This is a genomic window from Leucobacter sp. G161 (assembly GCF_001482305.1).
GTDB lineage: Bacteria > Actinomycetota > Actinomycetes > Actinomycetales > Microbacteriaceae > Leucobacter.
Genome location: NZ_LOHP01000002.1, coordinates 1 through 24,625 on the forward strand (window position 1 = coordinate 1; position 24,625 = coordinate 24,625).

The following is a 24,625-nucleotide window of genomic DNA, read 5'->3' on the forward strand; positions in this document are numbered from 1 at the left end:
GACGACCCGGAGCACCGGGACCGCCGGGGCGGGGAGCTGCGGGACGCGGGATGTTACCGGGGTTCGGGCGGTTGCCGCCCATGCCCTGGTTCGCCGCGAACGGGTTGTTGCCCGGGCGCGGGGGACGGGGAATGCCCATGCCCTGGCTCGAAGCGAACGGGTTGTTGCCGGGGCGCGGGCCGCCGGGCTTCGGAGCACCAGCCTTTGCGCCACCGGGCTTCGGGGCGCCAGCCTTTGCGTCAGCTGCGGGCTTGCCGCCGTCAGCCTTTGGCTCCTCAGCCGGAGCCGCTGCTGCCTCGGGGGCAGCAGGAGCCGCGGGGGTGGGAGCTGCAGGAGCAGGCGCAGCCTTCGGGGCTGCGGGAGCCGGAGCCTCAGCAGCCGGTGCTGCAGGAGCAGGGGCTCCTGGCTTCGGGGCACCGGGACGTGCGGGCTTCGGCGCGCCGGGCTTCTTCGGAGCAGCGGACTTTGCCGGTGCCGCGTCAGCCGCGGGCTCGCCTGCCTTCACGAGTTCGGGGTGGTCCTTGACGAATGCCTTGAGCTTGCGCACAGTAGGCGGCATGATCGTCGACGACGGGGTCTTTACGAACTCATTGAGTTCGTCATTCAAAATTTCGACCGCTTTTTTGCTCTCAATACCGAGCTCTTTAGCGATCTCGCTTACGCGTGGGTTAGCCACTTTTCTCCTGTCTGGGTTCACGCCAGACAGGCGAGAACCAAAATTACCGGACGGGTCTCATTGTGAGCCGCTCATTACTTGTCCATCAGCATTTTCAGCCTGTTCTCTAGTGGTTGAACATCGAGTTGCCTCGACGCTCTGAGTGCTCGCGCGAAGGTCCCACGCTGCACTGCAAGATTCATGCACTCTGCGGTCTCGTGCACCCAAGCGCCTCGCCCTGGCAGCACAGCACGGTCATCGATAATCAGATGACCGTCACGCACCACCACACGAAGGAGTTCCGCGCGCGCCGCCCGTGTCCTACAGGCAACGCAAGTCCGAATCGGATCCATCTTACCAGCTTCCAGCCGTGCGTGTCCCCGGGTGTTGCCCCGCTGCGGAGCAACACCCGGGGACAGTGAGCTATTTTGTCCCGCTGTGACTCAGTCGTTCATGATCGAGTCGGGCTGGATATCAATCTTTGCGCCGGTGAGCTTCGCGGCGAGGCGGGCATTCTGGCCCTCCTTACCGATCGCAAGCGACAGCTGGAAGTCAGGCACGAGCGCCCGAACCTGCTTCAGAGACTCGTTGATCATGAACACGTCGGTGACCTTCGCGGGCGAGAGTGCATTGGCGACAAACTTGGGCAGCTCGGGCGAGTAGTCGACAATGTCGATCTTCTCCTCGCCGAGTTCGTTCATGACCGCGCGAACACGGCTTCCCATCTCGCCGATGCAGGTGCCCTTCGCGTTGATCCCTGCCTGCTTCGCGCGAACCGCTACCTTGCTACGGTGACCAGCCTCGCGAGCGAGTGACACGATCTCTACAAGCCCTTCGCCGAGCTCGGGAACCTCGCGTTCGAACAGCTTCCGCACGAGACCCGGGTGGGTGCGCGAGAGGACAATCTGCGGCCCCTTAAGGCCCTTTGACACACTCGTCACGTACACGCGGATGCGGGCTCCGTGCGTGTATTCCTCACCCGGGATCTGCTCCTCGGGAGGAATAATGCCCTCAACCTCACCGAGGTCGACGTGCACCATACGCGGGTTCGGGCCCTGCTGGATGACGCCCGAGACGACCTGGCCTTCCTTGTCCTTGAACTGGCCGAGCACCGCGTCGTCCGACAGGTCACGCAGTCGCTGGAAAATGACCTGCTTGGCTGCGCTGGAAGCGACCCGACCAAACTCATCGGTTGTCACCGCCGCCTCGCCGATCACATTTCCGTTGTCGTCCTCTTCGGGGACAAGTACGGTAATCTCGCCGTTCTTCCGGTCAAGCGTGACCCGAACGTCCTCGGGTGAGGGGACTGTGAGGTTCTGGTTCTCTGCGTGACGGAGGTACGCGGAATGGACAGCCTGCTCGATAATCTCGGCGAGCTCCTCGAAGGGGGTCTCCTTCTCGCGCTCAAGCCCCCGCAACATGGCAAGATCGATCTTCACGGTTTCCTCCTGGATATTGAGATGTCTATTCAGATGTTCCGGCAGATGTTCGCGCTCGGATAGTCCATAAGAATAGCTCACTGCTCCCAATCTGACCTCCCGGTACGCTTGGAGCATGATCCGCGTTCCCGAGCATGAGCCCCCAGCCGGTGCACCGCACTCTCTCTCCTCGCTCGGCGTGGTGCTCGTCGCTGCCGGGCGCGGTGAGCGACTCGGCGCCGGGATCCCCAAGGCGTTCGTCGAACTCGGAGGGCGCACCCTCATCGAGCACTGCACCTCGATCGTGACCGGCCTGCCGGGCGGCGGGCACCTGGTTATCGTCGTTCCCGAGGCCTCAGCTTCCGAGGCCCTCGGGCTCGTGTCACACGTTATTCCCAGCGGACCCTCTTGGGAGGTCTCCGTCACCCCTGGCGGCCGCGAACGGCACGAGTCGGTGCGGTTCGGGCTCGAAGCTTTGCATCCCCAGGCGGACATCGTGCTGGTCCACGATGCTGCGCGGCCGCTCGCACCCGCCGAACTCTTCGAACGGGTCGCCGCGGAGGTGCGTCACACGGGAGCTTCCGTGATTCCCGCGCTTGCCGTCGCGGACACGCTGAAGCACGTCGCTGCAGATGGCGTCGTGCACGAGACAGTGGATCGCGCCCCGCTGGTGGCGGTGCAGACGCCGCAGGGCTTTCCCCGGGAGCAGCTCGCTGCAGCGCACGACCGCCTCGGCTCGGCCGGCGCCATCGAGGGTGAGGATCAGCCGACCGACGACGCCGAGGTCGTGCAGCGTGCCGGCGGCACGGTGCGCACCGTGCCGGGCGACATCCTTGCGCACAAGCTCACCACCTCCGGTGACCTCGCGCTACTTGAGGCGCTGCTGGCCTCGCAGAACGGAGACCCCCGATGAGCCCCCTCCCCGATATTCGCGTTGGCTCAGGCTTTGATGTTCACGCGTACGATCACGAGTCACCGCTGCGGCTCGCCGGCATCGACTGGCCGGGTGAGCCGGGACTCTCCGGGCACAGCGACGGCGACGCGGTCTGCCACGCAGTCGTCGACGCGCTGCTTTCGGCGGCAGGACTCGGTGACATCGGCGGACTCGTCGGCGTCGACGACCCCGCCACGCACAACGCTGCGAGCACGGGTTTCGTGCGACTCGCTCTGCAGCAGCTGGCCGAGGCGGGATTCCGCCCGGTTAACGTGTCGGTGCAGATCATCGGCAATCGGCCGAAGTTTGCGCCGCGCAGGAGTGAAGCAGAACAGGTGATGACCGCACTCGTCGGCGCACCCGTCTCGCTCAGTGCAACCACGACGGACCATCTCGGTTTCACGGGCCGCGGCGAAGGCATTGCTGCGATCGCGACAGCCCTCATCGTCCGCTCCGCGTAGCAGGCTGGCTCTGCTCCGGCAGCGCCACATGCACAGGCGTGACCCTGCCACGCTCGACCGCGAACCCCCGGCCCGGCGGAAAGTCCGCCCGCGCTACCCTGCCGAACGTCTCCCGGAAAGGGGTCTGTCCCTCGCTGTCGTCGGGTTGCAAGGCGAGGCCCCAGTTCGGTTGCTTGAGCGCCGCCAGGAGATCCCATGCGCCTCCGCCGCCCAACTCGTATTCGAAGAGCACAAGCACGTTTGCGCGGCGTGCTGTTTTCGCGAGCGCAACGAGCTGCGGCAGCGCTTCGCTCTCCTCGGCGTCTCCCGGTCGCTCGACGACAATCACCCCGCGGCTCCCAGGGCGTGGGAACGCCAGCGGTTCTTCGGTGTCGACCTCATCGGCGGGCTGCTCGACGCCGAAGCTGCCGCCGAGCGCGCCGGTGAACGGCGCGGCGGCCCGATGCGGCCGCCCGCCAAGCGCCACGACCAGCCGCCGAGCAAGCACCTCAACCTCGGTATCACCCTGTGCTTGAGAGTCCCATTCGACCGCGTCGCGCCCCTCGTCGGTGCTGCCCGCACAGCTCAACAACGCCCGATCCACCGCCTCGCCACGGGCGAGCGCCCACCGCTCCAGCGCACGCACACAGCTCCGGGTCGCCGTCGAGAGTCCGGATCCTGGCGGCCCGGTGATCACACCAAGCCCGGCAAGCGGCAGGCTCACGCCGCCAAGCGTCCGGGTATCGATTCCATAGACGGGCCGCTCCCCCACCTCGACGGGCAGCGCATCGAGCGAGACGCGTTCGGGAGCATTGCGGATCTGCGCCGGCCCCGTCACGCGGACGGCGGCAAGGCGACGCCCGAGGGATTCGAGCGCCTCAGCCTGGTCGGCGAGATCCGGCGACGCCCCCACGAATGCGAGTTGGAGTTCCTGCGGCTGTCCCGCGAACTGGCACCGGCCGGGTCCGGCCGTCTCGAGTGCGTCAGGTTTTACGTCGAGATATGCGTAGTCGTTCGCGGATGCGAGGCGGAGCACGAGTCGTTCCTGCACGGTTGCGGCGAGCGCACTCGAGAGCGCGGCAAAGCGTTCGGCGGTGAGCACGACGTGCACCCCGACAGACCTGCCCGCGCGCATGAGCTCAGCGAGGTGGTTCGCTGCGACGCCCCGCTCGCCAAACCCCTCGATGGCTTCCGTGAGCGCTGAGAAGCCATCGATGAGGACGAGTATTCTCGATTCTCGCTCCGCGTCATCGCGCCCGCTCGCCCGGTACGCACCGAGGCCATTCGCTCGGGCAGCGGCAAAACGCTGACCGCGCTCCTGTACGACTTCCCACACGTGGCGGAGCACCCGGTGGGTGAGTTCGGCGTCGGCGATCGGCGCGACCGCACCGACGGTCGGGAGTGATGCCAGGGGATCCAGGCTGCCGCCGCCGGCATCGATCGCGTAGATGTGTACCGGTTCCGCATCCGCGGTCGCACTCGCCGCGGCAGCAAGCGTGAGCAGCGCCGTGGTTTTTCCGGTGCCGCTCGCCCCAAAGATCGCAAGATTGCCAGCCTCGTCGAAGTCGATGTGCACGGGCTCCTGTGCCTGCGCATCCGGCAGGTCAACGAGTCCGAGAGGGAACCCGCGGTGTGTCGAGTGCTCTGGCTGCCCGAGGAGAGTTTCGAGCGGTAGGAGCGCGGGCAGCGTCGGCAGCCAGGGTTGTGTCGGCACTCGGAGTTCTCCCTCCGCGGCCGCTGCGGCGAGCGCGTCGCGAAGTCGTTCAATGTCTCGCGCGGCTCGCGCGGTCTGCCGGGTATCGCCGTGCTGTTGCTCAGCCGGAATGTTCCACGGTTCTCCTTCGACAAACCCGAGGGTTCGCACTTCGAGACGCGACAGTCGAGGGTCGCCTCCGGCGCGACCCCCGAGGTACCCGGTTTGGAAGTGTTCGATCCGTCCCGGGCCGACCTTCATCGCGCCCCTGCCTGGCGTCTCCGCGGCGAAGAAGGCGGCGTCTGGAACGCCGAGTACGTCGCCCGAGTCTGCCTCGTCCGCCATGCGCAGTGCGATCCGCAGGTTGGTGTTTGCGCGCAGGTTGTCGGTGACCACTCCTGCGGGGCGTTGGGTCGCCATCACAAGGTGGAGCCCGAGCGAACGGCCGCGTTGAGCGACATCGATGACGCCGTCGACGAACTCTGGAACATCACCAGCCAGCGCGGCGAACTCGTCAATCACGATCACCAGCACGGGCGGAGCCGCCGGGTCGGAGCGCTGCTCCATCGTGATGAGGTCTTTCGCCCCGTGTTCCGCGAGCAGCTCTTCTCGTCGTCGTAGCTCGGCGCGGAGCGAGGTGAGTGCGCGGCGCACGAGGTGCGGCGACAGGTCTGTCACGAGCCCGACGGTGTGCGGGAGGTCGACGCACTCCGCAAAGGCCGCCCCGCCCTTGTAATCCACCAGGAGAAACGTGAGCCGGTCCGGGCTGACATTCGCGGCGAGGCTCATGATCCAGCTCTGCAGAAACTCTGACTTTCCGGCCCCGGTCGTCCCGCCCACGAGTGCGTGTGGCCCGTGGGTTCGGAGGTCGAGGACCGCGGGCCCCTCTGCGCCCTGCCCGACGACAGCAGCAAGCGACACCGCCGCACGATCCTCGCCTTTCTGCCACTCACGCACCAGGCTGCCGGATCGTTGCCAGTTCTGCAGGAACGGTTCGGCGCCGCCCAACAGGTCGACTCCGTGGACCTCCCGGAGGTGCACGGAGCGTGGCAGATCGCTTTCGTCGAGGGCGCGGGCAGCCGTATCGTCGACGGGCGCAATGGCACGGGCCAGGGTAGCCGCGGCTGCGGCGTCGAGATATTCCATGCGGCTGAGCCGCACGCGTTCGCGTTGCCTCACAAAGTTGACTGTGCTGGTGGTGGTCTCGCCGGCGGCTCCCACGTCGACGAACGTTCGACAGGCCGCTGGCACCCGCTCGAGCCTGTCGGCAACCCAAATGACATGCATCCCCAGGTCTGGACCGTCTTCCGCGAGCGCAATAAGCCTGGATCGGTGAGCCTGCGCCACCCCACTGTCGAGGACGAGCACCACGATCGCGGGGGTAACCGGGAGGTCGGTCACAGCCTCGGTCGCCGCATCCTGCCCGGTGCGCTGCGGCAGGTGTGAACGTAGCGTGACGCCCGGCCCTCGCCCTCCGGCGGCCTCACTCCGCTGTTCGATGACACCTTCGAGCGCAATCAAGAGCTTGAGTGACGCTCGTTCATCATCCGCGAGCTGCCAGCTGGGGATCGGTCCTCCGACGGGATCAGCGTGCGGCAACCATTTCAGCCATTCCCATTCAGCGGGGGCACGCGTCTCGCCAGTGAACGCCGCGACAGTGAGCTCTGCCGGCGAATGCAAGCCCGTGAGCTGGACGAGGAGCGACCGTGCGAGGCCGGAGGCGCCCGGGTCGACGCCTGCTATCCCGATAGATCCGCACTGATCCAATCGCTCGGTGACCGGGACCGGTGCGACGCGTGAAAAATCTTGCTCGATCTGCTGAATCGCTTCCCACTGCGCTCCCGCCGCTTCGCCGCGCTTCGGGATGACAATCTCAGTCCGGCTGGGGAGCTCGCCCTCGCCGAATCGGAGCTCAAGGAAGCTGCGGTGTTCGGGTCGCCTCGCCCACAGTAACCGGCCCTGATCCCGCATGCCGTTAGCAATGTCCTCGAGCTTGGGGGTTTCGGTGGCCCTCGTCGCGATCTCGTCCTCGCGAAGCGCGGTGAGCTGCTGACGCTCGGAGGCGAGGGTCTCAGCGAAGACGCGGTCTTCGCCGCGCCGCCTGCGTCGCGCGGTCAGGCGGCCGTCAAGCCATGAGCCAATCATCATCATCGGCGAGAACGCCACCATCATGAGACTCATCGGCGAGCGGGTGATCGCGAAGAGCGCACCGCCCATGAGCATGGGCGCCAGCATCGCGAGCATTGGGATGCGGTTCCCCTGTGGCTGCTTCGGGGGTGCCGGTAGCTCTCGTTTGCTTGGCTCGAAGTGGGGGTCGACGCGCGGCGCACGTGTGTGTGGGCGCCGGTGGTCAAGTGCAACGTCGCCGGGGTGCCGATCGGGCTGCCACGGGGTAATTCGGATACGTACAGATCCCAGCAGCACCTCGACGGCATGGTCTATGGGGAGTACCGCTACGCGATGTCCGCGGATTTCAATACCGTTCGCCGATCCAAGATTGCGCAAGATCATGCGGTCGCCCGCTTCGATGACCGCGTGCCGGCGGGACACACTTCTGCTGTTCAGCCTGATACGGCTTCGAGTATCCCTGCCAACACTGTTGTCGCCGGGGACGAGGCTGAAGCGTGCACCGTCCTGCTCCCCGCTCAGCACCTCCACGAGCCCGACCGCTGGGATCGGCCGAGGCAGGTTCAGATCGAACTCGCCGGCAACCCGGATTTGCCAGCCGGACTGCAGCCCGGAGTGGCCGAGCGGTGCAACTGGGTCGAGGAGGTACTCATCGGTGCCGTCCGGGCTTCCGATGAGCGTGACGTGGCCGTGCTGCAGCGCTTGGAATGCCTCGATGTTGGTGTCTCGGTAGAGCCCGGAGCGTACGAGCGTTCTGGCGGTGTCTCCGACTGTGGTGGTGACGTCGCAGGAGAGCGTGACGTCGTGGAGTGCACCGTTGGGGAGCGCGAGTGCGACCTTGAGTTTCATGAAGCCGGGTGTTCGGGGTCTTGTGTTTCTGGTGGCCGCTGTTCGGCGGTTGCTCGCATGAAGCGATCGACGAGCGACGGTGCATCTACTTCGTCCTCTGCACGGTCACCACGAAACGCTGCGAGATCACGCACGTTTTTCTGCACCGCAACCGCAGCGAACAGGCTCATCGCGAACCCGATTCCGTAGAACCCTTTCTCGCTGAGGCTCAAGCTCCCCGCATTCCAGAGACCTATGCCGAGCAGTGCGACAGACAGGAGGAGCGCAACCCATGCGATTCCGTAGTACAGGCTGGTGGTCGGGATACCCTCGGCGCGGTCACGCACCGTTTTCTGGAGCGATACTGCCGAGAAGAGGCCGAACATCAGCACCGCAAAGTAGTAACCCTTCTCGTTGAGTTCCATTGTCGCGTTGAAGAGCCCGATCAGGAACGCCGTCGCTCCGATGAGCAGGGCTGCCCAAGACGCCCCGATAAACGCTGGGGTGGGTTTCTGCGGGGAATTAGGTGTCGGTTCCACGTGCTTCCTTCTGTTGGGTCCATGGCAGGGTGCCAGAGCGTCGGTTTGAGTCGTACTGCGTGGTGTTCACTCTTCAGCCGGGTTGTACGGGCGCTCGAGCATTTCCTCGAGGTATGCGTCGCGCTCTTCGAGACGGAGGGTTTTCGTGGACATTGTTGGGTCTCCAGAGCACGGACTCTCAACGCTCAGGATCATCCCTTTCTCACTGGCGTTCAAAGCAAGCAGGGCCCCGTCCTCCCTGTCCGCCCGGAAATACGGGTTACTCGGCCGATCGACACTGAAAACATCCATAACGACCCAGCCGTCGGCTTCCCAGGCCGCACGCATACGCTCAGCAATCTCGGCCCACTTGGGGACATCGCGCACGACCAAATTCTGCACAAGAGCACCTCCGCTACCGCAGGCGCGGGGGAGTAAAGAGCCAAAAATCTCGTACCGAGACTTTGGATCATCCGTCCACTCAATCTCCTCACCAGAGAAGGACTTGAACCACCCCTCTTTCACACCGCTCACAGCGATAGCCTTATCGATTTCTTCCTCTACCCATTGGAGGTGATCGACAAGCGTTCCTCCGACGTACGTCGTTGGCTCCGAGACAATCGGCACTCCTTGTAGGGAACACCCCGAAAGCGCCGGAATCAGCGTCAGTGCCATAATTCTGCTGATAGCACAGCGCCTTCTCCGCATTTGGTCAAACCGAAGTATGAGCCTCGTCCGGTGAGTGGTTTTATTTGCCTTCTTGCCTCGATACATAGAACCTGGTTCTTTTTTGGGGTCTACTCGTCATCCTGCGGGTAGGGCCGCTCGAGCATCTCCTGCAGGTATGCGTCGCGCTCTCCGCGATCTGAGACTGTTACGGACATAGTGGGGTCACTAGAGCAGGGGCTTTCCACACTCAGGATCATTCCTTTCTCACTGGCGTTCAAAGCAAGCACGGCGCCGTCATCCCTGTCCGCCCGAAAGTACGGATTACTCGGCAGATCAACACTGGAAACATCCGTAACGCCCCAGCCTTCGGCCTCCCATGCAGCCCGCATTCGCTCAGCGATCTCGGCCCACTCGGGTAGGTTACGCACAACCAGATTCTGCACTAGAACGCCTCCGTTGCCGCAGGCGCGGGGGAGTAGCGAGCCAAATATCTTACGGCGAGACCGGGGGTCATCGGTCCATTCAACCTCCTCATCTGTGAACGACTTGAACCACCCATCTTTCACACCACTCACGGCGATAGCCTTGTCAATTTCCTCTTCGACCCATTGGAGATGCTCGACGAGCGTTCCCCCCACGTAGGTCGTTGGCTCTGACACAATCGGCATCTCCATCTGGGAGCAAGCCGAAGCGGTAGCTGCCAGGACCGCTAGGCATGCAACCGCACGCACCGGGCGGCTCCCGTTAGCGCGGTGCATAGAATCGCCCCCTCTTACAGCGACAGCCTGTAACGGCGGCTTCTGTTGGGAGCCGCGCAGTTTCAGGGCGTCTACTCTTCATCTCGCTGGTAGGGACGCTCGAGCATTTCCTCGAGATATGCGTCGCGCTCTTCGAGACGGAGGGTCTTGGTGGACATGGTTGGGTCTCCAGAACATGGACTCTCCACGCTCAAAATCAGTCCCTCGTCATTGGCATTTAAGGAGAGCATGGCCCCGTCTTCTCTGTCAGCACGGAAATACGGATTGTCCGGCCTTTCGACGCTGAAGATATCGCTCACGACCCACCCGTCCGCTTCCCAGCCAGCCCTTATCCGGCCGGCAGTCTCGGCCCATGCAGGGACGTCTCGAACAACCAGGTCTTGAACAAGCTGCCCTCCCCTCCCACAGGTCCAAGGAAGGAGCGACCCAAAAATCTCGTACCGAGACTTTGGATCATCCGTCCACTCAATCTCCTCACCCGAGAATGATTTGAACCACCCGTCCTTCACGCCGCTGGCGGCCACAGCTTTGTCGATCTCCTCCTCGACCCATTGGAGGTGCTCAACCAGCGTTCCTCCAACGTACGTCTTGGGCTCTGACACAATCGGTACCTCCATCGGGACACAGCCAGAGAGACTTGCGGCCGCGAGAACTACCCCAACCAAGGTGACCCGGGAACGCACCGCCAGCGCTCTTACCCGGGGTCCACTCTTCGTAAAACCCGGCGTTCCACGTGCGCTGGGTGTCGTCTGCTCACCCGGTTGCAGCATCATTATCTCGGGGGTGTTGAGCGCGCGGCGCAGCGCTTTCTCCGGAAAGCAACTCTTCCAAAAAAGCATCCCGTTCTCCTACTTCAAGCTCGTCAGGACTGGAACCGAGCGCAGCCGAGCATGAGGTCGTCGCTTGGAGGATTATGCCGTCCGAGTTAACGTTAACCACGAGCATTGCGCCGTCGTCTCGATCTGCTCGAAAGATCGGATTCGTTACTTCGGGTGGATTAAACACATCAACAACGGTCCAGTCTGACGTCTCCCAGTGTGCTCGGATGCGTTCGGCCGCCTCGAACGGATCCTCAATTTCCCGCGCTACGACTCCTTGAGATAGCCGTCCTCCTTGTCCACAACGGCCGGGTAACAAGGAGCCAGAATGTCCGACCGGGCTACGAGGGATCCATTCCATCGGAACTCCTCACCGCCCAAGGGCGCAAGCCATGGTGTTTCGATGCCGCTAGCTGCTATCGCATCATCCAATTGCCACTCAATCCATCGAAGCTGCTCGACAAGAGACTCACCGCTGTATGTTAAAGGTGTTGAAAGCATCTGAGTTTCCTTCGCTGTGCACCCTGACAATGTGAAGGCAGTCGCGACTGAGGCGATGATCACGGAACACTTGAGTTGGTTTCTCTTTTTCACCTTTGCGCCGCCTCTCTGAGTGGGACCCGGAGGAAGGTCTTCCTACCTGACTCGGAGTCCACTAACACTCTGACGTCTTCTCCTGCTGTCACAGCCAGCTTCTTCAGCGTCTCAGGGCCGATCTCTTGCATTGTTATCTGCGCAGTGATGAACAAGGATTGGGAGCCTATGTCGCCGTACCCCACGTCCCTAACTCCCAGCGGCGGTCGGCTCTGGCTGCCTATCAATGGATGGCCTGTCGTGCCGAGCTGCCCGAGAGAGGGATCACCGTCCGAGGGGAAACTTACGGCTCCTCCAAGGACAGGCACCTTTCGCTCCCAGCCCAGTATCGATTTCGCGTTGGCATCCACGAGACCGCGTCCTGCCCAAGCAGCCCCTGTCGGAGCAACACGGTCGCTCTGAGCCGTCGTCGCGAAAACGCCCTTCTGAGCGTTCGTAACGTTCTTCACGTTGAGCACCCGGAGCGAAGGAACCAAGTCAAGATCGAGACCAGCGCCTCCAAGCATCACAAAAGAGTCAACTGGCACCTTTATAAGGGTCAAGGCAATTGCTGCCATCGTCGCACCGTAGGAGTGCGCAACAACGTTGGTAATTGGCATTCCTATATCGCTTACCCCGCGCAATGCAGCGATTCCATCCAGTTCTGAACCCAGCCTCTTGGAACCTTCTGAGGCAGATTCAGAGTTCAGTACCTCACCGCTCAAAGACTTGTCCGGAGTGTCGTAGCCAAGCCAACCAATTGTCGCCGGTGAACTCGTTGCATCGCGCACAGACATCAATTGCTGTTCTTGTAAGAGGTTACGACTCACGGTATCAGCGGTCTTGATCCCGTTCTGAGCGTCGTTGTCCATACCAAATGCCATCCAGCTGAGGTGGGAAGCGGAGTCAATTTCACCATACCCAACAGCAACCATCGGCACTGTTTCCCTCAAACTGAATGAAATCAACTGGATCGGAGGATTGGGTACGTGCTGCTCAGCCTCATCATCGAGTATCCGCTGCACCTCAGCGACGAGCTTGAGCTGCTCCGGGCCGAGCAGCTGCGGGTTGGCGCGGTAAAACTCGAGGGACAGCTTGTTCGCGCGGTCACGCGCCCAGGCGGGAAGCCCTGGCAGATTACCGATCACATAGGGAACCGTTCGAATGAGTACCTCTTGTTCTGGTTGACTGAGCGCCGCCCACCAGGCCACTACGTCCTCGGGGTCGGGCGGCGAGTCCCACACCCTCGACCCATCGCTTCCCGGAAAGAGGCCCGCCAACAACGGGTGCCCAGTGTTCAGGGCATCCACCACACGGGGCACACCCCCAAGCTCCCCGGTCAGACCGACCGCGATCGCGCGCTTCCGGCCACCCGGGGTTCCTGCCCCGACGGTGATGAGCTGCCCAAGTGGTGTGTCGGCTAGCGCGCTGCTGAGTGCGTCCTCTGCGCCACGACGTTCTTCAATGAGCTCCGCCCAACGGCGTCTGGCGGTCGCGACCTCATCGACCTCGCGTTGCCACCTGAGTGCGCTGTCGTACCACCGTCTCTCGTGCACCTGCCGGAGGCGCTTCACCTTGTCCGCCAGTTCGTCAGCGTCTGTTGGCGCAACCCCGGGACGCATCCGTGGTTCGGGCATCTCCATCGGTGGCGGTGTATTCCAGGTGTATCCGAACGGTGCGAGGATCGCCTGACAGATCTCTTCGGTCTCACCCATTGCACGCTCGATGCCATACAGCAGGGCCACCACATTAGCCCGCAGTCCATCGGCTCGTCGATGAATGCTGTCGACTTTGTTCGCATAGGTGTTGAGCGCGCCGCCAGCGGCCCTCGCCGATCGTTGGAGTGCCCCGGCGCCGGGTAGGAGGTTCTGGTCGAAGTTTGCTCGGAGCGCGGTGAGCGCGCCGCTCCGAAGCGGGACCAGGTCTGCCTGAGCCCCGCCAGCGAAGTGGGAGAACAAGGACGCATTGACTCGAGCGTTTTGCGCATACTTAGCCACGGCGCGCACTTCACCACCGGTCCCGGCCTTCGGTGTGCCACGCAAAATATCGCTGACTCCCGGTACGCGCCCGCTCACGATTTGCCCTCCCGCAGCGAGAAGCCAGCGGGCAACGCTGCGGCGATCTCGGCATCGAGCGCGGCGCTCTGCTCCATTACCGACAACACTGTGAGGCTCGCGGCTTTCGCAGCGTCAGCGAGCGCAGCCCTCGCAACCGAGATGCCGCGCAGATAGAGGTCGATCTCTCCGCTGAGAGCGCTGATCGTGGGCACGGCCGCAGGCCGCTTCACGCTGTTGTTCAGCATCCCGGCTGCGGCTTCGATGAGCTTGCGCCCCGCTTCGGAGAGCACTGCGTCGTTGAGCGTCAGACCGTCAGACATGAGCAGTCACCCGCAGGACCGGGCTAGTTGATCCGAGCGGCGATCTCGTCGTCCATCGAACGATGCGCCGCGGCGGTCTGAGTGATGAACTGTTGGATCTCTGTCAGCTTTTCGATGACACGGTTCGCGCTCGTCGTGTACTCGGTGTACGCGCCCTCAAACCGCTTCGAGGCGTTGTCCGTGACAAACCCTGAGCTGACGAGCCCCTGAATCTGTCGCTGCAGTTGCTGCAGCTTCGCGGTGATTTCGTCACGCCCAGCTCCCAGCTGGGTCGCGGCGGATTCCATCTCTTGGTAGGAAATGTTGACGTTTGCCATGTGCGTGCTTCCAATCTGATTCAGATTGCGAAGAGCCCCCAGGTTCGCAGCGCCTGCCGGCTGGGCGGGCGATCGCGCGGTGCGACGCACTTAGACTACGTTGATCAACACTCGTAGCAAAGAACTTTCTGTAGATGTGGATAACGGGCCAATCAAACACAAAACCGGCTGGCCTCGAACATTCGTTCAAAACCAGCCGGTGATGGAGTGCTTAGTTCTTGTACGCCCCAACGAGACGCACTGCCCCGCCGTCAACACCCTTGGCGCCCTGTTCGAAGCCGGTGAAGTCGCGTACCGAGGTCGAAACGGTCCCAACGAGCCACGGGTCAAGACCCTCAGCGGTGAGCGCAGTCGCGACGAGCTGTGCCTTGTCTGCGGCGACGACGGCGAACATGCCGACGCCGAGGTTCCATGCGCCCTCGAGCGATTCGAGGGTGTGTCCGCCGAGGTCGGCGAGGTGCCGGAACACGGGCAGCGGCGACCAGGTGGAACGATCCACCTCGATCCATGAACCAACGGGGAGCACGCGGGCGAGGTTCGCCGCGATGCCGCCTCCGGTGACGTGGCTGAGCGAGTGAATGGCGCCCGCGGTGGCCGGGGCTTCGAGTACGCGCAGCAGCGGTGCGGTGTACAGCGCAGTCGGGGTGAGCAGCGCCTCACCGTAGCTCGCGCCGAGCTCAGCGCTGTGCTCTGCGTAGCCGATGCCCTTCTCGGTGAGAATGTGGCGCACGAGCGAGAACCCGTTTGAGTGCAGGCCCGAGGCTGCCATCGCGATGACGACGTCGCCATCCTCCACGAGGCCCGAGTGCAACATGTTGTCGGCCTCGACCACGCCGGTCGCGGCGCCAGCCACGTCGTAGTCATCAGGGCCGAGCAATCCGGGGTGCTCTGCGGTTTCGCCGCCGACAAGTGCGGTGCCGGTCGCTTCGCACGCTTCGGCGATGCCACGCACGATGTCGGCGATGCGCTCGGGCACGACCTTGCCGCAGGCGATGTAGTCAGTCATAAACAGCGGCTTCGCGCCGACCACGACGATGTCGTCAACGACCATCGCGACGAGATCCTGTCCGATGGTGTCGTGCTTGTCGATCGCCTGGGCGATCGCGACCTTCGTGCCGACGCCGTCGGTCGAGGAGGCGAGCAGCGGGCGCTTGTATCCCGTGAGCGCTGACGCGTCGAACATGCCGGCGAAGCCACCGAAGCCACCGAGCACCTCCGGCCCGTGTGTACGCTGGACGGCCGACTTCATGAGTTCGACAGCGAGGTCTCCGGCGGCAGTGTCAACACCGGACTGGGCATAGATCGACGAGTTTTCGCTCACACCCTAAGGCTACCCTGCCGCGGGCGGGTGCAGCGGCACCGCCTTTCAAGACTCGGTTTGTTTCCTGATCGTTTACACGGTCGCAGGTGTGGGAAACTGTTAGCTGCGTCGTTTGGCGCAAACACCTTACCCAGTGGAGCGAACTCGCAACATGTGCGGCATCGTCGGAATCGTCTCGTCTGAAAACGTCAACCAACAGATCTACGACAGCCTGCTGCTGTTGCAGCACCGCGGCCAGGATTCCACCGGCATCGCGACCCTCGAGGGTGATCACTTTCACACCGTAAAAATGAAGGGCCAGGTGCGCGAGGGCTACCGCACCCGCGACATGCGCATGCTCATGGGCAACGTCGGCCTCGGCCACGTGCGCTACGCCACGAAGGGCGACGCGGCCCGCGAAGAGGAGGCGCAGCCCTTCTACGTCGGCGCGCCCTACGGCATCATCCTCGTACACAACGGCAATCTCACGAACACCCGTGAGCTCACCGCAGAGCTGTACAACGTGGATCGCCGCCACCTCAACACGCACTCGGACACGGAGCTGCTGCTCAACGTCCTCGCGAACGAGCTGCAGGCGAGCATCACCGGCCTGTCGCTCGACGCCGACCAGGTCTTCGAGGCGGTCACCCGTCTCCACGAGCGTGTCGAGGGATCCTACGCCGCGATCGCGCTCATCGCCGGCTACGGCCTCGTCGCGTTCCGCGACCCGAACGGCATTCGCCCCCTCGTGCTCGGCCACCGGCTCTCAGAGTCCGGTCAGGACGAGTGGGTCGTCGCTTCCGAGTCGCTCGTGCTCGAGTCCGGTGGCTACGAGATCGTGCGCGACGTCGAGCCTGGTGAAGCGATCCTCATCGCCGCCGACGGCACCATGGTGTCGCGCCAGTGCACTCCGAACACGCAGCTCGTACCCTGCGCGTTCGAGTACATCTACCTCGCCCGCCCAGACTCCGTGCTCAGCGGCATCTCCGTCTACGACGCGCGCCTGCGCATGGGCGACGTGCTCGCAGAGCGGATCCGCGAGGAGCTGCCAGGCGTGAACATCGACGTCGTCATGCCGATCCCGGATTCGGGGCGCCCGGCCGCTATGCAGCTCGCCCGCAACCTCGGCATCGAGTACCGCGAGGGCTTCTTCAAGAACCGCTACGTTGGCCGCACCTTCATCATGCCCGGCCAGTCGGTGCGCAAGCGCAGCGTGCGGCAGAAACTCAACGCGATGCACATCGAGTTCAAGGGCAAGGACGTGCTCCTCGTCGACGATTCAATCGTGCGCGGCACCACCTCGCGCGAGATCGTCGAGATGGCTCGCAACGCCGGTGCCCGCTCGGTGATCTTCGCGTCGGCCGCTCCCCCGGTGCTGTTCCCGCACGTGTACGGCATCAACATGCCGTCGCGCGATGAGCTCATCGCGCACGGCCGCACCCCGGCCGAGATTGCTACGGAGCTCGGGGCGGATCACCTCATCTACCAAACCGTCGAGGGCATGAACCGCGCGATTCTCGCGGGCCAGTCCGAGGTCACGAAGCTCGAGGAGAGCTGCTTCACCGGTGAGTACATCGCCGGCAACGTCGACGCCGAGTACCTCGCTTGGGTCGAGGAGACGCAGACGAGCTAGCCGTACAGCGGGAAGCCGCGCTACGAAGAAAGCCGCCGCGTTCGTTATGAACGCAGCGGCTTTCTTCGTATGTGAGCTCGAGAGGAGCGCGCTTACTCCGACTTCTTCGGAGCCTCGGTCGTGTCACCCTTGCCAGCGGAACCAGAGTCCTCGCCGGTGGTGGTGTCGTCTGAACGAACTTCCTTCTTCAGGATCTTCATCGACTGCCCCAGGCTCTTCGCGAGCGCGGGAAGCTTCGGCGCACCAAACAGCAGCAGCACAATGAATACAATGACGATGAGGGTGGGTCCACCCATGTTGCCGATCATGATTAACGCACTCCTCGCTATATAACGCTTAGGTCAAAGCTACCGCAGTTCCGCGATACGCGCGCGGAGAAGCCTGAGAACCCGCGCCACACCGTCGGCGCGCAGACTCGGGCAGACGCCGCGTCTAGTTCGCGCCCGCAGTGCCGCCAGGCTGCTGCGGATCGGTGTCACTTGGCTCGTCGGAGCGGACCTCCTGCTTCAGGATCTTCATCGACTGGCCCAAGCTCTTCGCGAGCGCGGGAAGCTTCGGGGCGCCAAACAGCAGCACGACGAGGAAGACGAGAACGATCAGATGTGCTCCGCTAAGTCCCTGCAACATGGCGAGCCCCTTTCACTAAGAACTGGCTGATTATTGCACAGCTCGCTGCGGGTTATTCGCGCTCGGACTCAGTTTTTTCGCTCGCAGCGGGCTCGGCAGCGGGAGTTGCCGGCTCGGCGGAGGCGTCGCTGGAAGCGGCGACGTCCTGTGGCTCGACACCCTCGTCAACAACGACCTTGTGCTCGATCACTGCCGTACCGCGCTTGCGCTTCGCCACAGCCGAGAGGATCAGCGCGAGCACGCCGCCGAGCAGGAGCCCCACGACGCCACCGATGAGCAGCATGAAGCCGGCGATCTGGCCCATCGAGTACAGGGCCTTCTCGGGGATCGGGAACAGCGTCGTCACGAGCGCGCCAACGATCGCGCCGACAATTGCCCCGACGATCAGCAGACGCCCGATCCGCACGGATCGCTGAAGTTCGACGGTCTGCTGGGTTTCGCTTGACATGGGGTTATTCTCTCAGGTTTCGGTTGTGTGTTTCGTTTCAGCCGGATTCGCCGAACGCGATCGAAGATTCAGGGACGGCGGCGGATCACGGGCAGCAGTCCCTCGAGGTTCGCGCGCGAACCGGAGGCGAGCACGCGCGCGCCCGCCTTCGCTTCGTCCCAGCTGAGGGTGCCGGTCGCGATCCCGATCCACGTCTCGGCATCGGTCTCGATGACGTTCGGCGGTGTTCCTCGCGTGTGGGTGAGCCCGCCAACGCACTGCACCGCGCCGAAGGGCGGCACGCGCACCTCGACGGTTTTCCCGGGGGCAAGCTCGGCAAGTTCCTCGAGGAGGAACCGCACCGCGGTCGCGATATCGGTGCGCGCGGTGCTCCCTGACTCGACTGCGGCGAGCGCAGCGAGCCCGTCTGCTGCTGAGATCCTGCGTCTGGCCATCTGCCCAGACTATCCTTGAGGTGTGAAGATTCTCGTCTTGGGGCCGGGTGCCCGTGAACACGCCATCGTTCTTGCTCTGCTCGCTGAGGATGCTGGGCACAGCATTGTCTGCGCTCCCGGGAACGCCGGGATCGCCGCGAGTGGGGTCGACACGGTGGACCTCGCGTTCACCGACCCCGTCGCCGTGGAGAAGTACGTGGCGGATCGCGGCTTCGACCTCGTCATCATCGGCCCGGAGGCACCGCTGGTCGCCGGCGTCGCTGACCCGCTGCGCGCGGGTGGCGTACCCGTGTTTGGCCCGAACGCCGATGCTGCCCAGCTCGAGGGTTCGAAGGCGTTCGCGAAGCGAATCATGGACGAGGCAGGCGTGCCGACCGGCCGCGCAGCCCAGGTCACCTCGGACAGCGCCGCCGCTGTGCTCGACGAGTTCGGGGCTCCCTACGTGGTGAAGGCCGACGGGCTCGCCGCGGGCAAGGGCGTGCTCGTGACGGAGGATCGCGACGCAGCGCTCGCGCACGTCGCCACCTGGGCCCCGCACGGCGAGGTACTCGTCGAGGAGTTCCTCGACGGCCAGGAGGTCTCGCTGTTCTTCTTTGCCGACGGCACGGACGTCGTCGCGCTCACCCCCGCGCAGGATTACAAGCGCATCTTCGACGGCGACGAGGGCCCGAACACCGGCGGCATGGGGGCGTACTCGCCGCTCCCCTGGCTGCCGGGCGGCACCGAGGCGTTCGTCGAGGAGATCAAGCAGACCGTCGCGATCCCGACTGTGCGGCAGCTCGCGGCCGAGGGCACCCCGTTCATCGGGCTCCTCTACTGCGGCCTCATCGTCACGTCGAAGGGCGTGCGCGTCATCGAGTTCAACGCGCGCTTCGGTGATCCGGAGACCCAGGTTGTGCTCGCACGCCTCGAGTCGCCGCTCAGCGCGTACCTGCTCGCTGCAGCACAGGGCGAGCTCGCATCGCTGCCCGCTCCGACGTTCTCAGACGAGCCGGCGATGATCGTCGTGCTCGCGAGCGAGGGCTACCCCGGCGACGTCGCAACGGGCCGTGAGATCACCGGTCTCGATGCCGCCGCCGCGGTGACTGGCGTTCACCTCGTGCACGCCGCGACCGCCCGCACCGCGACCGACGGCTGGATCGCAACCGGCGGCCGCGTGCTCGGCGTGGTGTCGCGTGGCCAGAACTTCGCTGAGGCTCGCGCACGCGCATACTCGGCGATGAACGAGATCGATCTCGAGGGCGGTCAGTTCCGCACCGATATCGCCGAACGCGTCGTGTAGGGGCCCCGCGGGGTTACTCCCCGCGCTCGAGCTCTTCTGACCGGCGCACGTTCGCCGCGAGCGCCCGGTCGAAGAGCTCGCCCCACCCGGCGTCCTGCAGCACGATGACGGCCTGCTCGGTGGTGCCCTTCGGGCTGGTGACGTTCCGGCGCAGCTGGCCGGGCTCCTCGCCGCTCTGTACGAGCAGCTCCGCGGAGCCGGACACAGTGCCGTTGACGAGCACGCGCGCCTGTTCCGGGGTGAAGCCGCGGCGGATCGCCGCCGCCGTCATTTCCTCGACGTAGAGGAACACGTATGCGGGGCCGGAACCGGACACCGCGGCGACGTCGTTGATCTGGTCCTCGCGGACCACGATGACGTCGCCGACGGTCTCAAACACCCGGCGTACGGTCTCGACGGCCTCTGCGGAAGCCGAGTCCCCGCCAGCGACACCCGTGACGCCGCGGCCGAGATGCGAGGGCGTATTCGGCATTGCCCGCACCACCTGCGCGTCAGGCAGGACCGCCTCGATCTGCGCACAGGAGACGCCAGCAGCGACGCTCACCACGATCGCGCCCGGTGCGAGATCGGCGGCGATCCCCCGTGCGACGTCCGCGATCATCCACGGCTTGACCGCGAGCATCACGATCTCGGCGTCGCGCACCGCGATCCGGTTCGCGTCTGGCTCCGTCTCTGCCGCGTACGCGACGACATCGGCCGCGTCAGCGAACTCTGCCGCGCTTGCGGCAGAGTTCGTCGTCACCGTGATGGGGCGCGCGATGTCCACCGATGGGCTGCGGAGGCCGGCGAGAATGGCCCCGCCCATCGAGCCGACTCCAATCATTGCGGTGCGTGGCAGGGTTACGGTTTCTGGCTGCGTCGTCATGCGTTCCAGTCTGCCCGAGTTTCGCTCAACGCCCGGTCAGGCTCAGCGGGCATTTTGTGGTTCTCCAGCGTGACCCCTGGTAAAGAATGTGGTCCCGCATACACTTGAGGCCGAAGGGCAACGTACCCAGGAGGCACAATGAGCAGTGAAGGCGGTAAGCGCGCGATCATCGCAGCGCTCCTCGCGAATGTCGGAATCGCCATTACGAAGTTCATCGCGTGGGCGCTCTCCGGCTCCTCGGCGATGCTCGCGGAGGGCGTACACTCACTCGCGGACTCCGGCAACCAGCTCCTGCTCCTCCTCGGTGGCCGCAAGGCGAAGCGCGCTCCAGACCGCGAGCATCCGTTCGGCTACGGGCGTGAACGCTACATTTACGCGTTCATCGTCGCCATCGTGCTGTTCTCGATCGGCGGCCTCTTCTCGATCTGGGAGGGCATCTCCAAGATCCGCGACCCGCACACCCTCGCGATGTGGTGGTTGCCCCTGGTGGTGCTCGCCATCGCGATCGTGCTCGAGAGCTTCTCGCTGCGCACCGCGATCAAGGAGAGCCGCCCGCACAAGGGCGCCGCGAGCTGGCTAACGTTCATCAAGCGGTCGAAGTCTCCCGAACTTCCCGTGATCCTGCTCGAGGATTTCGCCGCGCTCGTCGGTCTCGTCTTCGCGTTCCTCGGCGTCGGCCTCACCGCGCTCACCGGCAATACGGTCTTCGACGCTGCTGCGACGATCCTCATCGGCACGCTGCTCATCGCGGTTGCCGTGATCATCGGGATTGAGACGAAGAGTCTGCTCGTGGGTGAGGGCGCTACCGCAGAGGATGTACAGAAGATCCAGCTGGCGCTCGGCGATGCGAAGGAGATCAACCGCATCATCCACATGAAAACCCTCTACCTCGGCCCCGACGAGCTCATGGTCGGCGCGAAGGTGTCACTGCCTGCGTCAACCACGATGGGAGAGGTGTCGGTCATCATCAACATGGCTGAGCGCAGAATCCGCGCTGCGGTACCCGCGGCGCGCGTCATCTACATCGAGCCAGACGTCTGGCTCGACCCCGACCTGCCGACACCGACGACGAGTTCGATCGTCATGCTGTCGAGCGATTAGGCGCGGGAGGCCCCAATGGTCCTCATCGACGACCCGAGGTGGCCGGCCCACGGCAAGCTGTGGGCGCACCTCGTGAGCGACGACAATCTCGAGGAGCTCCACCTGTTCGCGGCGGCGAACGGGATCCCTCGGCGCGGCTTTGATGTCGATCACTACGACGTGCCCGCCGATATGCATGCCGCGCTTGTTGCGGCAGGGGCGACCCACGTGAGCGGGCACGAGCTCGTGCGCCGGCTCATCGCCTCGGGGCTGCGCGTCACCACGCGAGAGCGACGCGAATTGACAGGCGACTAGCGCCGCTCGGCGAAGAATTCCGCGAGCAACTCCGCGCACTCTTCCGCGCGCACGCCCGCGACAACCTCCGGCACCGGGTGCGGGAGCCGGCCGTCGCGCAGCAGATCGTAGACGCTGCCGACGGCGCCGGCCTTCTCGTCCCATGCCCCAAAGACGACGCGCGGCACCCGGGCTGCGAGAATCACGCCGGCACACATCGTGCACGGCTCGAGCGTGACGACGAGTGTGCAGCCCGCGAGATACCGGTCTCCGAGCGCGGCCGCGGCACGGCGGATCGCGAGCACTTCCGCGTGTCCGGTGGGATCCAGGCTCGCCGCGCGCGCATTCCGTCCCGTCGAAATCACGCTGCCATCGGGACCAAGCACCACCGCCCCGACCGGTATTTCACCCTCGCCGGCAGCGAGTCGAGCCTCTGCAAGGGCGTCCGCCATGGCGAGATGCTCGTCTGGTGATGGAGGGATGGTGGTCACGGCAATAGAATAGGCCCATGCGAGTCTTCGTTGCAGATCATCCACTGATCACACACAAACTGACGGTGCTGCGCGACGTGAAGACGCCGCAGCCCACGTTCCGCCTCCTCGTTGAGGAACTCATGACGCTTCTCGCGTACGAGGCCACCCGCGAGGTGCGCGTGGATCCGATCGAGATCCAGACGCCCGTAGCCACCACCACCGGCGTCCGACTGAGTGAGCCGCTGCCGCTCATCGTGCCGATCCTGCGTGCGGGGCTCGGCATGCTCGAGGGCATGGTCACCCTCATCCCGACCGCGGAGGTCGGTTTCCTCGGCATGGTGCGCGACGAGGAAACCCTCGAACCGACGACATACGCTGAGCGTCTCCCCGATTCACTCGCGGGCCGGCAGTGCTTCGTGCTCGATCCGATGCTCGCCACGGGCGGATCACTCGCCGCGGCCATCGATTTCCTGTTTGAGCGCGGCGCGGACGACATCACCGCGATCTGCATCCTCGGCACGCCCGAGGGCGTTGCGCTCATGGAGAAGGCCGCTGGCGACCGCAACGTGACGCTCGTACTTGGTGCCCTCGACGAGGGGCTCGACGAGCACGCGTACATCGTGCCGGGCCTCGGCGACGCAGGCGACCGCCTGTACGGCACGGCCTAGGTCTGATCGCTCTCTCCTGCTGAGCGTTAGCGCTGCAGTGTTGGGTTCGCGGACGCTGCGATGCTGGGCACCGGTGCGCCTGCTCGAACGGCAAGGGCGCGAAGAGCCCGCGGCAGCCTCGCACCGTGCAACCCCCCGAACGCCGACACGCTTCAAGCTTTGACCCCCGAGTAACCCATTCCGACCCGTTTTTCGCCCTCGCAGGAGTCGGTCTGGATGAATCGGGTCGGAGAGGATGGATGCGCGAGCTCCCTCCGAGGCGCCTGGCGCTCCCCTGTATTCCGAAGCACCCGTTTTATCTAGTCCGACCCAAAGCCACACTGGACAAGGGACGGACTAGATAAAACGGGGTGTGGAGATGCGGCAGGGCTGCGTCGTGCTGAGCGCTGCCGAGCGCTGCCGGGCGCTGCCGGGCGCTGCTAGACCTTGCTGGGCGCGCCGGCGGCCTCGGTGAGGGAGGCAAGCTCAGCGGAGGAAAGGTCGAGCTCCATCGATGCGAGCAGCGCCGGGAGCTGTTCCGCGGAGCGGGCGCTCGCGATCGGGCCGCCGATCGTCGGCTGCTGGCGGAGCCACGCGAGCGAGACCGTTGCAACTTCGACGCCGTGCCTCTCGGCGACCGCATCGAGCGCGGCCAGCACGCTGCGTCCGCGGTCGTCGAGGTAGCCGATTGCCTGCCCGGCGCGCGGGCTCGCGTCAGCTGCCTGCGCCGCGCTCTGCTCGCGGTATTTGCCGGCGAGGAATCCCTTCGCGAGCCCGAAGTACGGGAACACCGTGAGCTGCTCGGTTTCAGCGACCGCACGCAGACCGTTCGTCTCGAAGTCGCGTTCGAGCAGGTTGTAGTGCGGCTGCAGCGCGACGGGCAGGTGGTAGCCGCCCGCCCGCGCGATCTGGAACCACTCGGCGATGCGATCGGCGCTGTAGTTCGACACGCCGATTGCGCGGATCTTCCCGGCATCGACGAGCCCGGAGAATGCGGCGACGGTCTCCTCGAGCGGAGTTTCCGCGTCGTCGAAGTGCGCGTAGTACAGGTCGATCCTGTCGGTCTGGAGGCGCCCGAGCGACGCTTCGGCCGCGGCGCGCACGTTCTCGGCTGCGAGCCCGGGGTACTCGGGGTGAGTTGAGACCTTCGTCGCGATCGTGAGGCCGTCGCGCGAGCCGCGCGCAGCAAGCCACTCGCCGATGATCGTCTCGGACTCACCGCCCGAGTTCCCGGGGACCCACGCCGAGTACCCGTCGGCAGAGTCCACGAAGTCGCCGCCACCGGCGACGAACCCGTCGAGCACCGCGAACGACGCGTCGCGGTCGGCAGTCCAGCCGAACACGTTTGCCCCCAGCGAGAGCGGCGCGACCGCCAGCTCAGATTGACCGATACGAACACTCTTCGACATGTATCTCC

26 protein-coding genes are annotated in these 24,625 nt (G+C 64.7%); 7 read left to right on the top strand and 19 right to left on the bottom strand.

Going from position 1 to position 24,625, the window contains the following annotated elements; all coding sequences use genetic code 11:
• The 3 genes from AUL38_RS00410 to nusA form a co-directional block, all read right to left on the bottom strand.
• On the bottom strand, nucleotides 1-676 hold a 676-nt coding region (locus tag AUL38_RS00410; RefSeq protein ID WP_201023650.1), incomplete at its 3' end, for a translation initiation factor IF-2 N-terminal domain-containing protein.
• Nucleotides 677-750: 74 nt separating this feature from the next.
• A complete protein-coding gene (locus tag AUL38_RS16720) occupies nucleotides 751-1,008 on the bottom strand; it encodes a YlxR family protein (RefSeq protein WP_083506476.1) in 258 nt (85 codons plus the stop codon).
• Nucleotides 1,009-1,098: 90 nt separating this feature from the next.
• Nucleotides 1,099-2,094 (bottom strand): transcription termination factor NusA, encoded by a 996-nt coding sequence (nusA, locus tag AUL38_RS00415; protein ID WP_059058161.1) that lies wholly within the window; start codon nucleotides 2,092-2,094, stop codon nucleotides 1,099-1,101.
• A gap of 115 nt (nucleotides 2,095-2,209) precedes the next feature.
• On the opposite strand from nusA, the gene ispD reads away from it, so the two are divergent.
• Nucleotides 2,210-2,986, top strand: coding sequence for a 2-C-methyl-D-erythritol 4-phosphate cytidylyltransferase (ispD, locus tag AUL38_RS17515; RefSeq protein WP_059058162.1), 777 nt, complete (start codon nucleotides 2,210-2,212; stop codon nucleotides 2,984-2,986).
• Complete coding sequence (gene ispF, locus AUL38_RS17520) at nucleotides 2,983-3,468, top strand: 2-C-methyl-D-erythritol 2,4-cyclodiphosphate synthase (protein WP_059058164.1); 486 nt, start codon at nucleotides 2,983-2,985, stop codon at nucleotides 3,466-3,468. The genes ispD and ispF overlap by 4 nt, the downstream gene beginning before the upstream one ends.
• Here ispF and AUL38_RS00430 read toward each other — a convergent pair.
• From AUL38_RS00430 to purM, 9 genes are all read right to left on the bottom strand, one after another.
• Nucleotides 3,449-8,116: an FtsK/SpoIIIE domain-containing protein gene (locus AUL38_RS00430; RefSeq protein ID WP_059058167.1), complete on the bottom strand. Its 4,668-nt coding sequence runs from the start codon at nucleotides 8,114-8,116 to the stop codon at nucleotides 3,449-3,451. The two genes, ispF and AUL38_RS00430, sit on opposite strands and share 20 nt — an antisense overlap.
• Nucleotides 8,113-8,634, bottom strand: coding sequence for an inner membrane protein YiaA (gene yiaA / locus AUL38_RS00435; protein ID WP_059058168.1), 522 nt, complete (start codon nucleotides 8,632-8,634; stop codon nucleotides 8,113-8,115). The genes AUL38_RS00430 and yiaA overlap by 4 nt, the downstream gene beginning before the upstream one ends.
• A gap of 66 nt (nucleotides 8,635-8,700) precedes the next feature.
• A complete protein-coding gene (locus AUL38_RS00440; protein WP_153006402.1) occupies nucleotides 8,701-9,288 on the bottom strand; it encodes a hypothetical protein in 588 nt (195 codons plus the stop codon).
• Nucleotides 9,289-9,410: 122 nt separating this feature from the next.
• Nucleotides 9,411-9,941 carry a hypothetical protein gene (locus tag AUL38_RS00445; protein WP_153006403.1) on the bottom strand — a complete coding sequence of 177 codons (531 nt, stop codon included), beginning with the start codon at nucleotides 9,939-9,941 and terminating at the stop codon, nucleotides 9,411-9,413.
• A 170-nt stretch (nucleotides 9,942-10,111) separates the two neighbouring features.
• The gene (locus AUL38_RS00450) at nucleotides 10,112-10,642 is read right to left on the bottom strand and encodes a hypothetical protein (RefSeq protein ID WP_059058174.1); all 531 of its coding nucleotides are present in this window, start codon (nucleotides 10,640-10,642) and stop codon (nucleotides 10,112-10,114) included.
• 806 nt (nucleotides 10,643-11,448) lie between these two features.
• Nucleotides 11,449-13,428 carry an alpha/beta hydrolase gene (locus AUL38_RS00460; RefSeq protein ID WP_153006404.1) on the bottom strand — a complete coding sequence of 660 codons (1,980 nt, stop codon included), beginning with the start codon at nucleotides 13,426-13,428 and terminating at the stop codon, nucleotides 11,449-11,451.
• Nucleotides 13,429-13,502: 74 nt separating this feature from the next.
• Nucleotides 13,503-13,808, bottom strand: a complete 306-nt coding sequence (locus AUL38_RS00465; protein ID WP_059058180.1) for a hypothetical protein — start codon at nucleotides 13,806-13,808, stop codon at nucleotides 13,503-13,505.
• Between the two features lie 23 nt (nucleotides 13,809-13,831).
• Nucleotides 13,832-14,125, bottom strand: a complete 294-nt coding sequence (locus AUL38_RS00470) for a WXG100 family type VII secretion target (RefSeq protein WP_059058182.1) — start codon at nucleotides 14,123-14,125, stop codon at nucleotides 13,832-13,834.
• A 211-nt stretch (nucleotides 14,126-14,336) separates the two neighbouring features.
• A complete protein-coding gene (gene purM, locus AUL38_RS00475) occupies nucleotides 14,337-15,446 on the bottom strand; it encodes a phosphoribosylformylglycinamidine cyclo-ligase (RefSeq protein WP_059058185.1) in 1,110 nt (369 codons plus the stop codon).
• A gap of 151 nt (nucleotides 15,447-15,597) precedes the next feature.
• On the opposite strand from purM, the gene purF reads away from it, so the two are divergent.
• The gene (gene purF, locus AUL38_RS00480) at nucleotides 15,598-17,058 is read left to right on the top strand and encodes an amidophosphoribosyltransferase (protein ID WP_059058328.1); all 1,461 of its coding nucleotides are present in this window, start codon (nucleotides 15,598-15,600) and stop codon (nucleotides 17,056-17,058) included.
• 92 nt (nucleotides 17,059-17,150) lie between these two features.
• Here purF and tatA read toward each other — a convergent pair whose 3' ends face one another.
• The 4 genes from tatA to AUL38_RS00500 form a co-directional block, all read right to left on the bottom strand.
• A complete protein-coding gene (tatA, locus tag AUL38_RS00485; RefSeq protein ID WP_059058187.1) occupies nucleotides 17,151-17,366 on the bottom strand; it encodes a twin-arginine translocase TatA/TatE family subunit in 216 nt (71 codons plus the stop codon).
• 124 nt (nucleotides 17,367-17,490) lie between these two features.
• The gene (locus AUL38_RS00490; RefSeq protein WP_059058189.1) at nucleotides 17,491-17,685 is read right to left on the bottom strand and encodes a twin-arginine translocase TatA/TatE family subunit; all 195 of its coding nucleotides are present in this window, start codon (nucleotides 17,683-17,685) and stop codon (nucleotides 17,491-17,493) included.
• A gap of 52 nt (nucleotides 17,686-17,737) precedes the next feature.
• Entirely contained in the window at nucleotides 17,738-18,133 is a 396-nt protein-coding gene (locus AUL38_RS00495) for a hypothetical protein (protein WP_059058190.1), read from the bottom strand.
• A 68-nt stretch (nucleotides 18,134-18,201) separates the two neighbouring features.
• Entirely contained in the window at nucleotides 18,202-18,567 is a 366-nt protein-coding gene (locus AUL38_RS00500) for a sterol carrier family protein (protein ID WP_059058193.1), read from the bottom strand.
• A 22-nt stretch (nucleotides 18,568-18,589) separates the two neighbouring features.
• On the opposite strand from AUL38_RS00500, the gene purD reads away from it, so the two are divergent.
• Nucleotides 18,590-19,849 (top strand): phosphoribosylamine--glycine ligase, encoded by a 1,260-nt coding sequence (gene purD / locus AUL38_RS00505; protein ID WP_059058195.1) that lies wholly within the window; start codon nucleotides 18,590-18,592, stop codon nucleotides 19,847-19,849.
• Nucleotides 19,850-19,862: 13 nt separating this feature from the next.
• On the opposite strand, the gene proC is transcribed toward purD, so the two are convergent.
• The gene (proC, locus tag AUL38_RS00510) at nucleotides 19,863-20,714 is read right to left on the bottom strand and encodes a pyrroline-5-carboxylate reductase (protein WP_059058197.1); all 852 of its coding nucleotides are present in this window, start codon (nucleotides 20,712-20,714) and stop codon (nucleotides 19,863-19,865) included.
• A 138-nt stretch (nucleotides 20,715-20,852) separates the two neighbouring features.
• On the opposite strand from proC, the gene AUL38_RS00515 reads away from it, so the two are divergent.
• Together AUL38_RS00515 and AUL38_RS00520 are read left to right on the top strand one after the other, a co-directional pair.
• Nucleotides 20,853-21,815: a cation diffusion facilitator family transporter gene (locus AUL38_RS00515; protein WP_059058199.1), complete on the top strand. Its 963-nt coding sequence runs from the start codon at nucleotides 20,853-20,855 to the stop codon at nucleotides 21,813-21,815.
• Between the two features lie 15 nt (nucleotides 21,816-21,830).
• Nucleotides 21,831-22,109 carry a DUF4031 domain-containing protein gene (locus tag AUL38_RS00520; RefSeq protein WP_059058201.1) on the top strand — a complete coding sequence of 93 codons (279 nt, stop codon included), beginning with the start codon at nucleotides 21,831-21,833 and terminating at the stop codon, nucleotides 22,107-22,109.
• Here AUL38_RS00520 and AUL38_RS00525 read toward each other — a convergent pair.
• Nucleotides 22,106-22,540, bottom strand: coding sequence for a nucleoside deaminase (locus AUL38_RS00525; RefSeq protein WP_059058203.1), 435 nt, complete (start codon nucleotides 22,538-22,540; stop codon nucleotides 22,106-22,108). The genes AUL38_RS00520 and AUL38_RS00525 overlap by 4 nt on opposite strands.
• A gap of 56 nt (nucleotides 22,541-22,596) precedes the next feature.
• Here AUL38_RS00525 and upp point away from each other — a divergent pair, with 56 nt between their 5' ends.
• The gene (gene upp / locus AUL38_RS00530; RefSeq protein ID WP_059058205.1) at nucleotides 22,597-23,229 is read left to right on the top strand and encodes a uracil phosphoribosyltransferase; all 633 of its coding nucleotides are present in this window, start codon (nucleotides 22,597-22,599) and stop codon (nucleotides 23,227-23,229) included.
• 419 nt (nucleotides 23,230-23,648) lie between these two features.
• Here the strand turns inward: upp and AUL38_RS00535 are convergent, their stop codons facing one another.
• Nucleotides 23,649-24,617, bottom strand: a complete 969-nt coding sequence (locus AUL38_RS00535; protein WP_059058207.1) for an aldo/keto reductase — start codon at nucleotides 24,615-24,617, stop codon at nucleotides 23,649-23,651.
• Nucleotides 24,618-24,625: the final 8 nt, after the last annotated feature.